This window comes from Ahrensia kielensis DSM 5890, assembly GCF_000374465.1.
Lineage (GTDB): Bacteria > Pseudomonadota > Alphaproteobacteria > Rhizobiales > Rhizobiaceae > Ahrensia > Ahrensia kielensis.
The window spans coordinates 35,864-50,581 of sequence record NZ_KB894534.1; the positions used below are offsets into that span (position 1 = coordinate 35,864).

13 protein-coding genes are annotated in these 14,718 nt (G+C 49.5%); 9 read left to right on the forward strand and 4 right to left on the reverse strand.

From position 1 onward, the window contains the following. The first annotated feature begins 2 nt into the window (after window positions 1-2). The 7 genes from C504_RS0115685 to C504_RS0115715 are packed head-to-tail and all read left to right on the forward strand — an operon-like array spanning window position 3 to window position 6,848. Window positions 3-1,004, forward strand: coding sequence for an ABC transporter permease (locus tag C504_RS0115685; protein ID WP_018690320.1), 1,002 nt, complete (start codon window positions 3-5; stop codon window positions 1,002-1,004). Then, the gene (locus C504_RS0115690; RefSeq protein WP_018690321.1) at window positions 1,001-2,098 is read left to right on the forward strand and encodes a mandelate racemase/muconate lactonizing enzyme family protein; all 1,098 of its coding nucleotides are present in this window, start codon (window positions 1,001-1,003) and stop codon (window positions 2,096-2,098) included. Before C504_RS0115685 ends, C504_RS0115690 begins: the two co-directional genes overlap by 4 nt. 7 nt (window positions 2,099-2,105) lie before the next feature. After that, complete coding sequence (locus C504_RS0115695; protein WP_018690322.1) at window positions 2,106-3,137, forward strand: zinc-dependent alcohol dehydrogenase; 1,032 nt, start codon at window positions 2,106-2,108, stop codon at window positions 3,135-3,137. Beyond that, window positions 3,137-3,907, forward strand: a complete 771-nt coding sequence (locus tag C504_RS0115700) for an SDR family oxidoreductase (protein ID WP_018690323.1) — start codon at window positions 3,137-3,139, stop codon at window positions 3,905-3,907. Before C504_RS0115695 ends, C504_RS0115700 begins: the two co-directional genes overlap by 1 nt. A 56-nt stretch (window positions 3,908-3,963) precedes the next feature. Next, window positions 3,964-4,953, forward strand: a complete 990-nt coding sequence (locus tag C504_RS0115705) for a sialic acid TRAP transporter substrate-binding protein SiaP (RefSeq protein WP_018690324.1) — start codon at window positions 3,964-3,966, stop codon at window positions 4,951-4,953. A 59-nt stretch (window positions 4,954-5,012) separates the two neighbouring features. Further along, window positions 5,013-5,558: a TRAP transporter small permease gene (locus C504_RS18085; protein ID WP_018690325.1), complete on the forward strand. Its 546-nt coding sequence runs from the start codon at window positions 5,013-5,015 to the stop codon at window positions 5,556-5,558. A 12-nt stretch (window positions 5,559-5,570) separates the two neighbouring features. Further along, window positions 5,571-6,848, forward strand: coding sequence for a TRAP transporter large permease (locus C504_RS0115715; protein ID WP_018690326.1), 1,278 nt, complete (start codon window positions 5,571-5,573; stop codon window positions 6,846-6,848). A gap of 113 nt (window positions 6,849-6,961) precedes the next feature. On the opposite strand, the gene pta is transcribed toward C504_RS0115715, so the two are convergent. From pta to C504_RS0115735, 4 genes are all read right to left on the reverse strand, one after another. Next, window positions 6,962-7,993 (reverse strand): phosphate acetyltransferase, encoded by a 1,032-nt coding sequence (pta, locus tag C504_RS0115720; RefSeq protein WP_018690327.1) that lies wholly within the window; start codon window positions 7,991-7,993, stop codon window positions 6,962-6,964. A gap of 38 nt (window positions 7,994-8,031) precedes the next feature. Next, window positions 8,032-9,072 carry a YeiH family protein gene (locus C504_RS0115725; RefSeq protein ID WP_018690328.1) on the reverse strand — a complete coding sequence of 347 codons (1,041 nt, stop codon included), beginning with the start codon at window positions 9,070-9,072 and terminating at the stop codon, window positions 8,032-8,034. A gap of 64 nt (window positions 9,073-9,136) precedes the next feature. Then, entirely contained in the window at window positions 9,137-10,918 is a 1,782-nt protein-coding gene (gene xsc, locus C504_RS0115730; protein ID WP_018690329.1) for a sulfoacetaldehyde acetyltransferase, read from the reverse strand. A 48-nt stretch (window positions 10,919-10,966) separates the two neighbouring features. Further along, on the reverse strand, window positions 10,967-12,583 hold the full coding sequence (locus C504_RS0115735) for a GMC family oxidoreductase (RefSeq protein ID WP_018690330.1): 1,617 nt from the start codon (window positions 12,581-12,583) through the stop codon (window positions 10,967-10,969). 123 nt (window positions 12,584-12,706) lie between these two features. On the opposite strand from C504_RS0115735, the gene C504_RS0115740 reads away from it, so the two are divergent. Continuing rightward, window positions 12,707-13,939 (forward strand): TRAP transporter substrate-binding protein, encoded by a 1,233-nt coding sequence (locus C504_RS0115740; RefSeq protein ID WP_018690331.1) that lies wholly within the window; start codon window positions 12,707-12,709, stop codon window positions 13,937-13,939. A gap of 111 nt (window positions 13,940-14,050) precedes the next feature. Next, on the forward strand, window positions 14,051-14,716 hold the full coding sequence (locus C504_RS0115745) for a TRAP transporter small permease (RefSeq protein WP_018690332.1): 666 nt from the start codon (window positions 14,051-14,053) through the stop codon (window positions 14,714-14,716). Window positions 14,717-14,718 lie beyond the last annotated feature (2 nt).

A 14,718-nucleotide genomic window follows, 5' to 3' on the forward strand; every position in this document is an offset into this window, starting at 1 on the left:
CTATGTTAGATTCCAACGCTTTTGATTTGCGTAAGTATATATCCAGAAATCCTCAGTCGATGGCCGTGTGGGTAGCACTTGCAACGCTCATCCTATTTGGATTGCTCCGATATGATAATTTTAGCGGTGCCTACAACATATCCTCATTTTTGAACTACAATTCGATGTTCATCATCATCTCGGTTGGAATGAGCTTTGTCATTATGACAGGCGGAATTGATCTGTCTGTTGGTTCTGTTGCAGCTTTTACTTCGGTGATTGCCGCTTATCTTTCACCGCACGGTATTGAGATTGCTTTGCCATTGGCTGTGCTGGCGGGAGTGGCATTTGGCGGGTTGAATGCGTTCTTTATTATCGTTCTTCGCATCCCGCCTTTCATCGCCACTCTAGCAACTATGCTCGGCGCTAAAGGCGGCGCGCTTGTTATTTCCGGTGCCAACACGATTGCGGTAGATTGGGGATCAAACTTCACCAAGATGGGTATGGAAAAAATATACAATATTTTGCCTTGGTCCATTGTGGTTGTGGGTATCGTCGTCATTGCATTGTGGTTTCTGCTTGAGAAAACATCGCTGGGCCGTACAGTTTTGGCGATTGGCGGCGGCGAAGACGCATCAATGTTGATGGGCTTGAAAGTTAACCGCGCGAAGGCATTCGTCTATCTTCTGTCAGGCGGCTGTGCAGGATTAGCCGGCGTTATTCTCGCATCTGGTTTTGGTGCGGGCCAACCCCTTGAAGGCATAGGTTGGGAGTTAACTGCAATCGCTTCTGTCGTTGTCGGCGGCACGTTGCTGACGGGCGGTTTGGGTTCGGTTCCTGCAACGGTTGCCGGAGCGCTGTTGCTTGGCCTTGTTTTCAATATTCTCAATTTTGAAAACGGACTGGGTACCATCACGATTAGTGCCTATTGGCAGATGGTTATCCGGGGCGGCTTCCTCTTTGCTGTAATTCTCTTCCAAGCGCGTGTGATGTCACGCAACAAAAGAAAAGGCCGTGTCGCATGAGTATAATTAAGTCAATCGATGCGCGCTTATTTCACATTCCTCTCGCCGAGGTTCTTGTCGATGCTAAGCATGGCGATCATCATTTCTTCGAACTGGTTACAGTTACAATTACACTTGAAAACGGCAGCACAGGTACGGGGTACACCTATACTGGCGGCAAGGGTGGACACTCAATCCTAGCGATGGTTGAGCATGATCTTGCGCCAACTTTGATTGGCAAAAACGCAAGCGAAATCGAAGCTCTTTACGACGCGATGCAATGGCATGTTCATTATGTTGCGCGCGGCGGCATCGCCTCCTTTGCAATTTCTGCAATTGATATTGCCTTGTGGGATTTGCGCGGAAAACAACGCGGTGAACCACTTTGGAAAATGGCAGGTGGTGCAGGTCAATCCTGTAAAGCCTATTGCGGCGGTATTGATCTCAACTTCCCATTGCCGAAACTATTGGCAGGCATAAACGAGCATCTTAAACGCGGCTTTAATGGCGTAAAAATCAAAATCGGGCAGCCAACATTGGCTGAGGATATTCAACGCATCGCTGCTGTTCGTGATCTTGTCGGTCCAGATGTCGCATTCATGGTGGATGCCAATTATTCGATGTCTGTTGATCAAGCAATTGCGGCTTGCGAAGCGTTCAAACCGTTTGATCTCTTGTGGTTTGAAGAGCCGACTATTCCTGATGACTATTTCGGTTTCGCGAAGATTGCAGATACTGCAAACATGCCGCTTGCAATGGGTGAAAACCTACACACAATTCATGAATTTGAACTGGCGTTCAATCATGCCAAGCTTTCCTTCATCCAGCCTGATGCTTCCAACTGTGGTGGCATAACCGGATTTTTGCAGGTCGCCGAACTTGCAAGAAAACATGCTGTTCCGATTTGCAGCCATGGCATGCAGGAATTGCACGTCAGCTTGCTTTCCGGATTGCCCGATAGTGGCTGGCTGGAAGTTCACTCATTCCCGATCGATGAATACACAAAGCGTCCACTGGTCATCGAAAATGCACGCGCCATTGCGCCCGACACGCCGGGTGTTGGTGTGACGTTTGATTGGGAAAAACTAAACACTGCTAACATTCTTAAAAAGTGAGAAATTTATGTCCATAAAGGCAGCCACTTATCGCGGCAATAAAACGTTCACCGTTGACAATAAATCAATTGCACCGCCCAGCGCAGGTGAAGTGCAAATTGATGTGGCTTATTGCGGTATATGCGGCACTGACCTTCATATTTACCTTGGCCATATGGACCCGCGCGTTGGTTTTGAACGCACGATTGGTCATGAAATGTCGGGCGTTATCGCCGCCATTGGTGATAATGTTGAGGGACTAGAAATCGGCCAGCATATTGTTGTGCGCCCACTTGATCATTGTGGTGATTGTCCGGCATGTGATGCAGGTCACGAGCATATTTGTCATAATTTGAAATTCATCGGTATTGATACCGAGGGTGCATTTCAACAAAAATGGAATGTCGCTGCGCACACCATACATGTGCTTCCCGATGATCTCGACTTGTCTCATGCAGCATTAATCGAACCATTGGCGGTTGCGTGTCATGATGTTGATCGCGGTAAAGTTTCTCAAGGTGAAGACGTTCTGGTTATTGGCGGTGGGCCAATTGGAATGTTGATCGCACTTGTTGCGCGCCATGCGGGCGGCAATGTGACTATTTCTGAGATCAATGAAAACCGGCTCGCCTATGCTGAAAAGCTTGGGTTCAAGACACTCAATCCGAAAAATGTTGATGTTGCCAAATCCATTCAAGAACAAACTGGTGGCAAAGGTGCTGATGTTGTTTTTGAAGTTTCGGGCACACAGCCCGGCGTTGATTTGATGACAGAAGCTGCATCGGTACGCGGCCGGATCGTTATGGTTGCTATTCATGCGAGCAAACCGCAGATCGATATGTTTAGGTTCTTCTGGCGCGAGCTCGAATTGATTGGTGCCCGCGTTTATCTCAAATCCGACTATGAGCAGGCAATGAAATTACTTTCCGAAGGCGTGGTTGATTGCGATAGTTTTATCACGGACATCAAGTCACTTGATGAAATTCAAAGAGCTTTTGAGGCGCTTACATCTAACCCGAACGCCATGAAATCCATGATTAAAATTAAGCAGGATGCATAATGAATATTCTCAAATCATTTGACCTATCAGGTAAAACCGCGCTCGTAACAGGTGCAAAGCGCGGTATCGGACGGGGAATGGCCGAAGCGCTTGCAAGTGCTGGCGCAGATATCATTGGTGTTAGCGCAACACTGGAAGAAGATGGGGGCGAAGTGGGCCGTTCGGTACGTGCGCTTGGCCGTAAATTCTCTTCCTATCAATGCGACTTTTCTGACCGTGCAGCCTTGCGGAAGTTTGCAGATCAGGTGCTTGCAGATCACCCCGCGATTGACATTTTAATAAACAATGCAGGCACCATCAAACGTAAGCCTGCTGCTGAACATGATGATGAATTGTGGGATGAAGTTATTGAAACCAATCTTTCAGCGCAATTTGTTTTGACGCGGCAAATCGGGGCGCACATGATTGCGCGTGGAAGCGGAAAAATAATTTTTACCGCATCTCTTTTGACATTTCAGGGCGGGATTACAGTTCCCGGTTATGCTGCATCTAAGGGCGGTGTTGGCCAATTGACCAAAGCTTTGGCCAATGAATGGGCAGGCAAAGGCGTGAATGTGAATGCCATTGCCCCTGGTTATATCGCGACTGACAATACGCAAGCATTGCAAGCCGATGCTGCGCGCTCAAAATCTATCCTTGAACGTATTCCAGCTGGCCGCTGGGGTACACCAGAAGACTTTGCCGGTCCTGTGGTGTTTTTGGCCTCCTCTGCTTCTGACTATGTAAGCGGAGAGATTCTAACGGTTGATGGCGGGTGGATGGGCCGGTGAAAACCGGCTTAAGATGCCATCAAAATTAAACTTTAAACTTAATGGGAGTGACGTTTATGAAGTTATCTAAAATACTTAGTGGTGTAGCCATTACGGCTGCAGTTTCATTTGCAGCATCAGCATCTTGGGCAGCCGATATACTCAAATTTGCTCATGTTTATGAGGTGTCTCATCCGCTGCATACGGCAGCGTTGGCCGCAGCAGAGCAAATAGAAAGCGCGACTGACGGACGTGTTAAAGTCGAAGTTTTTCCAGCGTCAGCACTTGGAAAAGAAGATGCGATCAACGAAGGTTTGAGCCTTGGAACGGTTGATATTATTTATACAGGTGCTGGCTTTGCAGGCACATCTTACGGTCCAATTTCAATCACAGACTTTCCATTCACTTTGCGTGATTTAGACCATTGGAAACTCTACAGAGATAGCGACCTTTTTAAAGAGCTGGCTCAAGGGTATAAAGAAGCAACAGGCGGTAACGAGATTGTCGCGATCAGCTATTATGGCTCTCGCCATGTGACGGCGAATAAACCGATCTTAACGCCAGAAGATATGAAGGGCTTGAAAATTCGGGTGCCGAATGCGCCAGCCTATGTTCTCTTTCCAAAAGCACTGGGCGCAAACCCAACGCCAATGGCATTCTCAGAAGTTTATCTTGGTTTGCAACAAGGTGTTGTTGACGCTCAGGAAAACCCTCTGACTACAATTCAAGCTAAAAAGTTCTATGAAGTTCAATCCAATATCAACTTGACGGGCCACATCAATAATTCAATTTTGACCGTCACGACAAGCAGCGTGTTGGAACGTTTGAGCGAAGAGGATCGCTCGGCCGTCGTCACTGCACTTATAGAAACTGCAGAAACTGCGGGCGATGAAATCGAACAGGCCGAAAAGGAATTGGTGGCTTGGTTTGAGGAGAAGAACATTACGGTGAACACAGTTGACCGCGAGCCTTTCATAGCGGCCGTTAAACCAGCTCTTACCGCTGGCGATCTTCCATTTTCGCCAGAGCTGTATGGAAGACTTCAAGCACTGACTGGCAGTAATTAAACTATTACTTTGTGGCGCGCCCTTAATTGCTTGGGCGCGTCCATTGGGGAGGGGCGTTGATGGACATTGAAAAAGAGCAGGCTGAATTGCCTGACGTTTTAGAGATAACGGATGATATCTCGGATATAAGCTGGATGGATTATCCAGTGATTGCTATTTTTGTTGCTTTGATTGGCCTTGTCGCGGCCCAGTTTTTTACGCGCTACGTTCTCAATGATAGTCTTGGTTGGACCGAAGAGGTTTCACGCTATTTTCTCGTCCTGCTTTGTTTTGTGGGCTCGATTACTTGTGTGCGCAAAGGGTCGCATATTTACCTCGAATTTTTCTATCTTTTTTTACCACGCTGGATGATTAAGCCCGTTGCGGTAAGCGCCGAATTTATTACAGCATTTTTCTTCGGATGGCTTGGCTTTTTGGGAATGGAATTGGCTTATAAAACCAAGGCGCAATATATGGCCTCGGTGCCGCTTCCGAAATCGCTCATCTATTACACGGTCACCGCATCCTGCTTTTTAATGGCGGCGATTGCATTCGTTCGAATTATCCAATTACTTCGCCGCGATGCGCATGTCATTGCCGCCGAGAAGCTCGATAATTTCGGCTAAGAAAGAAATATCATGGCTCTTGCATTACTTTTCGTCTTTCTTGTTCTGTTTCTGATTATGGGGGTGCCCGTCGCCGTCTCGCTCGGTGCCGCATCCCTTATCTATGTTTTAATCGCAGGCATTCCTGATGTTGTAGTCCTGCATAATATGGTTGCTGGCGTGGATAGTTTTCCGCTGCTTGCAATTCCATTTTTTATCCTCGCAGGCCACTTGATGAATACTGGCGGCATCACCGCTAAGATATTCACTTTTGCACGTTCTCTTGTGGGCTGGCTGCCGGGCGGTCTTGGCCATGTGAATGTTGGCGCAAGTGTCATTTTTGCAGGCATGTCAGGTGCTGCCGTTGCTGATGCTGGCGGGCTTGGTAATGTGGAAATCAAGGCAATGCGCGATGCTGGTTATGACAGTGATTTTGCCGTTGGCGTGACCGCCGCATCTTCGACCATTGGGCCGATTATTCCACCTTCATTGCCGCTAGTGATTTACGGGGTTATGGCATCTGTATCTATTGGTGAATTGTTCGCTGCTGGACTTGTGCCTGGGCTCGTGATGGCGGTGGCGTTAATGATCATGGTTGCGTGGTATTCCATACGGCGTAACTATCCCAAAGATGGTGGTTTCGAGCTGTGTACTTTGTGGCACACTTTTCGCGCGGCATTTTTGCCGTTACTGACGCCTGTTATCATTGTGGGCGGTATTGCAACGGGTGCATTTACGCCAACTGAAGCTGCTGTCGCAGCCGTGTTCTATGCATTGTTTCTGGGGCTCGCCATATATCGCACATTGAACTGGAAGCACTTGATGCGTGTTTCAATGGATACGATCGAAACATCTGCTGCGATTTTGATGATTGTGGCTGCTGCTGCGATCTTTGCTTGGATTTTAACTGCGAATCAGGCCGCGGTTGTTCTAGGCGATGCAATGCTAGGCATCACAGATAGTAAGATGGGTGTTCTTTTCATGATGATGATATTGGTGTTGCTCATCGGTATGTTCATGGAGACAATTGCGGCAATCACGATACTTGTTCCTGTTCTGATTCCGATTGCAAACACTGTTGGCATCGATCCAATTCATTTGGGGATTTTAGTGGTTTTGAACCTCATGATCGGGCTTTTAACGCCGCCAATTGGGATGGTTCTTTATGTACTCGCTGAGGTCGCCAATGTGCGATTCGAAGATTGCGTGCGTGCGACCATGCCGTTTCTGATCCCGCTATTGGCCGTCCTATTTCTCATTATGGTCTTTCCGCAGATCGCTCTGTGGTTGCCAGAAGTGCTCTATCATTGAAAAATGAACTTTCGAGCTTTTTGTTGCTCATGCCGTCATCTCTCTGGTTTAACTAAGAGGCTGTTATCCTTATATTGCGGAGCTTAGGGGCGAATAAAGAACTTGTAGCGAGCTTAATGGCAAGCTTGGTCTTTAGAATGGCTCCGCAATTGACCCGCCTGTGCTGTTGTTACAGCTATGATGTGTAGAATATCTTCAGCTGTGCACCCGCGCGATAGATCATTGGCGGGTTTAGCAAGCCCCTGCAATATTGGTCCGATCGCGACTGCCCCGCCGATGCGCTGTGCGACTTTATAAGCGATGTTTCCCGATTCTAAATTGGGGAAGATAAAGACATTTGCAGCCCCTGCGAGAGGCGAATCTGGGGATTTTGATTTGGCCACATCAGGCACAAAAGCAGCGTCAAACTGAATCTCACCGTCTACGATCATGTCTGGAGCCATCTCGCGAACCAGTTGGGTGGCCTCTACAACCTTTGTTACTTTTACATGGCTTGCGCTGCCTCGGGTGGAGAATGACAGCATTGCCACCCGAGGAGTATCGCCCACGAGCTGTTTTAGCGATGATGCTGATGCACAAGCGATTTCGGCCATCTCGCGGGCATTAGGTTCAATGACAAGACCAGCATCTGCAAAAATATGTGCGCCTTTGGTTTCGTGATGATCCTTGCAGAACAACATCAGGAAAAAGCTGGATACTAATCGCGCATTGGGAGCCGTGCCAATGATTTGGATTGCTGTGCGCACAATCTCGGCCGTAGGGGTCGCGGCTCCTCCGACAGTGCCATCGGCAAGTCCCATACGAACGAGTAAGGCGGCAAAGACATGAGGGTTTTGAACGGCAGCTGCGGCTGCTTCTGATGTTGCGCCCTTGTGCTTGCGTAACTCAAGATAAATGCCTGCCATTTGTTCGGCTAAGGGTGTGTCTGTTGGATCGTGAATTTCGATACCGTCTAACGCACCGCCACCGGCTGCGGCTAGTTTGCAGCAGATTTCAGCAGCATTTCCCACGAGCACAATTCGTGCGACTTTTTGCTTTCGAGCCATGATCGCAGCCTCAATCACGCGTGGATCGCTCCCCTCGCTGAGCGCGATCTTGTGATCTGACTTGGCGGCGTTGGCCAACAGGATTTGTAGAGGCTTCATAATAAGGCTCCGTCGATTTCAGGAATAGGAAAGGGGGATTATCCAGCCAGCCACTTGATGCCGAACAGAATGAATCCTGCGATAAATATTGTTTCGGCCACAATGAGTATGATGGCATGCCCGCCAACATCGAGAATGGTTTTGAGCGACGTTTTCATTCCCACGGCTGCAATCGAGATCAGCAACGCCCAACGGGACAGATCGCTGAGGGCGGTCTGCATAATGGCCGGGATCAGGCCAAAAGAATTGATCGCGGCGAGTAGCAGGAACATTAGGACAAAAAACGGGATCAGCGGCGGGCGCTTGCCGCCATCATTGGCCGCGTCGTCGGCAAAGCTGCGTATCACCAACGAGAATACCAGTACCACGGGTGCTAACATGGTGACGCGGATCAGCTTGACTAATGTTGCGGTTTCACCAGTTTGTTCGGATACCGAGAAGCCTGCGCCGACCACCTGCGCTACATCGTGAATGGTGCCGCCAAGAAACACACCAGTTTGCAGCTCATCCAACTGCAGTGTTTGAGTGATGAGCGGGTAAGCGATCATCGCCACGGTACTCAGAACTGTGACACTGAGCACAGTAAAGATCAGGTTGCGCTCGGAATGTTCGTTCTTGGGAAGCACAGCGGCAATTGCCATAGCAGCAGATGCACCGCAAATTGCCACGGAGCCTCCGGTTAAAAGTGCAATCCGCCAGCCTCGCCCTAACATTTTAGCAGCTAACAGGGCGAACAAAATCGTTAAGATAACGCCAAGAACAACCAGTGCAATTAAACTTGGACCGAGCCCAACGAGTAATTCGACACTAATGCGCGTACCAAGAAGAGCCACGCCGATACGCAAAACCGTACGCGAAGTAAATGCGATACCCGGCACGCAACGACCCTCTTCAGCGAGAAAATGAAAAGCAATGCCCAAAAGTAGGGCCATCAACATAGCCGGTGCACCATAGTGCTCTGAAAGGAATTGTGCCGTTATAGCAATGATAACAGACACCAAAAATCCCGGCGCATTGTTCGCCATGAACTCAGAAATACGCGCATTTAGCTTTTGGTTCGAGGCAATTGCTCCGGCCATTTAACAAGTCTCCAACGGCTTTAGAAATAGGTAAGGGGCGGAAAGGACCGCCCCCTTGATTAAGTTAATTGATGAGCTGTTGGCACATGTCTGATTTGTTGATGCCAGCTACAGTTACCGGTTTCTTCATGGCGTCACGGCGGAAAGGTTCGCCAAGCTCTTGGTTCAGAACAACTTCGATGAAGGTTGTGACGTTGTCGTTCATCTGCTCCTTAACGGCGGTGCTCAAGACATCTGTCAATTGCTCCATTGTTGTTACCTGAACACCCTTTAGTCCGCACCCCTCTGCTATCCTTGCATAGTTCACATTCAAGTCCAGTTCAGTGCCAACAAAATTGTCATCGAACCACAGGGTTGTGTTGCGTTTTTCGGCACCCCACTGGTAGTTGCGGAAGATGATCATGGTTATTGGTGGCCAGTCGCCACGACCACAAGCTGTCATCTCGTTCATTGAAATGCCGAACGCGCCGTCGCCCGCAAAACCAACTACCGGTACATCTGGACAACCGATCTTGGCGCCAAGGATTGCAGGTAGGCCATATCCACAAGGACCAAACAGACCTGGTGCTAAATATTTGCGACCAGCTTCGAATGACGGATAGGCGTTACCGATTGCACAGTTGTTGCCAATATCAGAACTGACGATCGCGTCTTTAGGCATCGCCGACATGATCGCGCGCCAAGCTTGACGTGGTGACAAGTGGTCAGGTTGGCGATTTCGCGCGCGTTCGTTCCATGTGATGCCTTCGTCGTTATCATCCTCATGATCCATTGAGCTGAGTTCTTGCGCCCAGCGTGATTTAGTAAACGCAATCAACTCTTTGCGATCTTGGCGACCTTTGTCGCCCGCACCGTCCTTTAGTTGTTCGAGTAGTTGTTCGGCTACTCGTTTTGCATCGCCTTGAATTGCGACATCTACTTTCTTGGTCAAGCCAATCCGGTCGGAATTGATATCAACTTGAATGATCTTGGCGTTTTTCGGCCAATAATTGATACCGTAGCCCGGTAGTGTTGAAAATGGGTTCAAGCGGTTGCCAAGGGCTAGCACAACGTCAGCTTTTTGGATTAACTCCATCGCGGCCTTGCTACCGTTATAACCCAGTGGGCCAACAGCTAACGGATGGCTACCAGGAAAAGCATCGTTGTGTTGATAACCACACGCTACGGGAGCATCCAGCGCCTCAGCCAGCTTCGCGCTGGCGTCAATCGCACCTGCTAGAATGACACCCGCTCCGTTCAATATCACCGGAAACTCGGCTTCGGAGAGTAATTTTGCAGCTTCGGCTACAGCCTGCGCACCGCCAGCGGGGCGTTCCAGACGAATAATCTGGGGAAGCTCGATATCGATTACTTGTGTCCAATAATCGCGCGGGATGTTGATTTGCGCTGGAGCAGATCCGCGCCATGCCTTCTCAATCACACGGTTCAAAACCTCAGCGATACGGCTAGGGTCGCGCACCTCTTCTTGATAGCAAACCATGTCCTCGAACAGTTTCATCTGTTCAATCTCTTGGAACCCACCTTGTCCGATGGTTTTGTTGGCGGCTTGTGGTGTCACCAGCAACATAGGGGTGTGGTTCCAGTACGCCGTTTTGATTGGCGTGACGAAGTTTGTAATGCCAGGGCCGTTTTGCGCAATGGCCATGCTCATTTTTCCGCTGGCGCGGGTATAGCCATCAGCGATCATTCCGCCTGAAGTTTCATGAGCGCAATCCCAAAACTTAATGCCTGCGGCTGGGAACAGATCAGAAATTGGCATCATTGCGGACCCGATAATGCCAAAGGCATTGTCGATACCGTGCATCTGTAAAACCTTAACAAAGGCCTCTTCGGTGGTCATCTTCATTGGTTGTCTCCTCTAGAAAATAAAAGATGTGTCGTGGGGGTGATGCTGTCAGATCGAATTGTTTTGGTCGGCGATGATCATATCGCTGGCCTTTTCACCGATCATTATGGCGGGGGCGTTTGTGTTGCCCGAAACGATTTCCGGCATGATCGAGCAATCTGCTACACGCAAACCGCGAATGCCGTGTACGCGCAAACGTTCGTCGACGACTGCGTCTATGCCCTGACCCATTTTACAGGTACCTGTCGGGTGATAGATCGAGGCGGTGTTGTTGCGCGTCCAATCGAGAGTTGCGTCATAGTCGTTCATGTCGAGATCGGGGTGAGGGCGGAATTCCTCTGAAATCTTGTTATCTAATGGTGCATGACGAGCAATGCTTCGGGCGATATTCACACCAGCGACGATGGTGCGGCAGTCGGTTTCGGTGGACAAGTAATTTGGGATGATCTTCGGATAAGCGCGGGCATCGTTGCTGGCCAAGCGGATCTCTCCACGGCTTTCCGGGCGTAATTGACAGACCGACATGGTGAAGGCGGAAAACTTGTCAGCTCCCTTGCCTGGGTTTTCGGCAGACAGAGGTTGAACGTGAAATTGAATGTCGGGCGTTTCGACTTCTTCTCGTGTTTTTAAAAAACCTGTTGCTAGGCTAGCTGCCATAGTCATGGGGCCAGATCTGAATAATAGATACTTCAACCCGATTCTGGCTTGCCCCAATAGCGAGGAGACTTCGTCATTCAACGTAGGTTCATTGCATTTGTAAACTAGCCTAGCCTGTAAATGATCCTGCAAACCTTTGCCAACGCCGCGTAAATCTTGCTGCACCTCTATGCCGTGTTCTGCTAATTGTTCAGGCTCGCCGATGCCTGATAACATCAATAATTGCGGCGAATTGATCGCGCCGCCTGACAAGACAATCTCTCTGTTGGCTTTTACGGTTTGAAGTGTTCCATTGCGATCCGTGTAGGTGACGGCAACAGCACGTTTGTTTTCAATTACGATCTTTTCGACCTGCGCATGGGTGATTATTTGCAGGTTGTCGCGTGAACGGACCGGGTTCAGATAGGCCACGGCCGCGCTGCATCGCCGACCTTTGCGTGTGGTCAGTTGGAAAAAACCGACGCCTTCTTGATCGGCGCCGTTGTAATCGGGGTTGTACTTATATCCTGCTGCCTGCGCTGCGGCGACCCAAGCATCGGTGATTGGACGTTGGATGCGCATGTTCGATACGGACAACGGTCCTTGATCGCCGTGAAATTCATCAGCACCGCGCTCGTTACATTCAGCGCGTTTGAACAGTGGTAATACGTCATCCCAGCCCCAGCCCGTATTGCCCATCTGACGCCAGCGGTCATAGTCCTGTGCCTGTCCGCGTACATATAGAAGTCCATTTAGTGAGGATGATCCGCCTAAAACTTTGCCGCGCGGCCATTCGATAGATCGTCCGTTTAAACCAGGATCGGGTTCAGTTTTATAGCACCAATCGACATTGGAATTATGGATGGTTTTGAAATAACCGACAGGGATATGAATCCAAGGGTTCCAGTCACGGCCGCCAGCTTCAAGCAGGACAACTTTAACCGACGGTTCGGCGCTCAGGCGATTCGCCAGTACACATCCAGCAGAGCCTGCGCCCACGACTATGTAGTCTGCCTCAATAATTCCCATCGCATTCTCCTTCTGAAAAAGGGCCTTTAGCGGCGAATCTTTTCCCTTGCGTAGCTTTCAATATGTGATTATTAATGAGACTGCAAGTATCAATAATGCAATCACCATTTAGGGAGGAACCACATGGGCGTTGGAGATAAACTGAGCCAGATCAGCAGACGCGATCTGTTTAAACTGGCAGGACAATACGGAATGAGTTCAACATTGTTGGCCGCCGGAACCTTTGGCGGCGCGATGAGTATCGGCAATCTGGCGCGTGCCGCTGAGTCGACTTATGAGCGTCGTTTTTCAAAGCCAGCCAAGCACACACTCAAGTTCGGTGCATCTGGTTTCAATGCCCGTAACCTTTTAATAGAACGTATGGGAGCACTGGAGTTCGCACGCGATCTTGAGGCCCGCACTGATGGCGAAATCCGCATTGAATTTATTGGCGACAACCAGATTTGCGGTCAGACGAGCTGTGTCGAAAAAACCCAGTTGGGAATTGTAGACATCTATGCTGCATCGACCCAGAACTCGGCAGGGGCGGCACCATATCTAAACGTTCTTGACTATGCTTACATGTTCCCAACTCGGGCGTCGCAATATCACTTCCTTTATAGTCCCGAATCACAGCGCATCTTACGTGATCCATTGGAAGAACGGCACGGCTTGAAGTTTCTGTTCTCGCATTGCGAATTGCGGGGTCTTCAACTGGGTTTGAAATGGGAGGATCAGCCCACTGTAACCAAATTGGAGCAATTATTTGGCACCAAAAATCGCGTGACAGGCACTCAGCTGGGCCGCATCGCGATGGAAGCGCTGAACCTCAACCCAGTACCTGTTGCTTGGGAGGAAACTCTCGACGGTCTTCGTCAGGGGTTGATTGATGGTGCGGAAACTTGGGCCTCTGCTGTAGCCTATGCCGGAATGACACCGGTTGTATCGCAATCTGTGGATTTGAAATTCTTCTGCGGTACTGAACATACATCTATGTCGAGCAAGGTTTTCAATGGTCTTGAAGAATATCTACAAGACGCTGTCATGGAATCAGCCTACTGGGCACAAGTTCACGTACAAGGTGCAAACGAAGCTGCGCTGGTCAATACGGTTGGCTTCTCAGACCCGCAATTGCCAGAAACGATGTTTGTGAAGGACAATGTGCGTTGCGCCTTCTTGCCGGACAGCGAGATCAAGATGGCCGAGGAAATGTGCTCTCCGGAGTTCCAACCTCAGTTGTGGGAACAGTGGCGCGAGCGTCTTAATAATTGGGCTGGCGGCATCGACACCTACCAAGAGATTTACAATATTGCGCGTGAAATTCCTGCCGACATGAGAGCGGAGAATGTCGAGCCACGCCGATGGTGGAAAGGCTAACAAGCAACCGATAAAAACTTGGCTGCCCCTAATCTGGGGCAGTTGGCATTTTAAACACATTGGCCAGAGGGTTCTCGCACGCGGGGTGGCCAATTCAGGGAGGAGACGACAATGTCCTTATGGTCAGATGTCATGGAAATTCTGTCTGCTCTAGGCAGCGGCGATTCTTGGACAATCAGCAAATCGTTAAGCAGTCAGGGCATATGGGTCGTCGGCACATTTGCCACCGTGTTAGGCGGTTTGATCGTAACGATACTATACAAAAAGTTCCCGCTGATCAGTCGGCATTTTGAACGCAGCGTGATGGTCTATACATACTTGGCCATTGCTATCATCATCTTTGTTGAGGTGATCCGGCGGTTCGTTTTTTCAGTTCAAGCACCTTGGTCGACGACATTTCCGCCGGTCCTGTTCTTGGTGATGACTTGGTTTGGATGTTCTTACAATATCCGCCTTCGTACGCATCTTGGCTTTGCCGAGTTTCGCAGCGTGATGTCGCGTAGGCTGCAGATGGGATGCCTGACGCTGGACATGATTTTATGGATTGGTTTTTGCGTCATCGTCGTGGTCACCGCGACACGCGTTACAGCCAACTCCGCAGCGAATTTCCAAATTTTGGCGGGCACCGATAATTTCATGCAGTGGTGGTATCTTATCACGGTTCCCATCGCCTTTATCCTTATGGCTGGGCGTGTATTGGAAAACTGGTTCGAGGATATTGCCAACTTTCGCAGTGGCGAAGTGTTGATAAAACCAACCGTGATCGGAGCGGATTAATC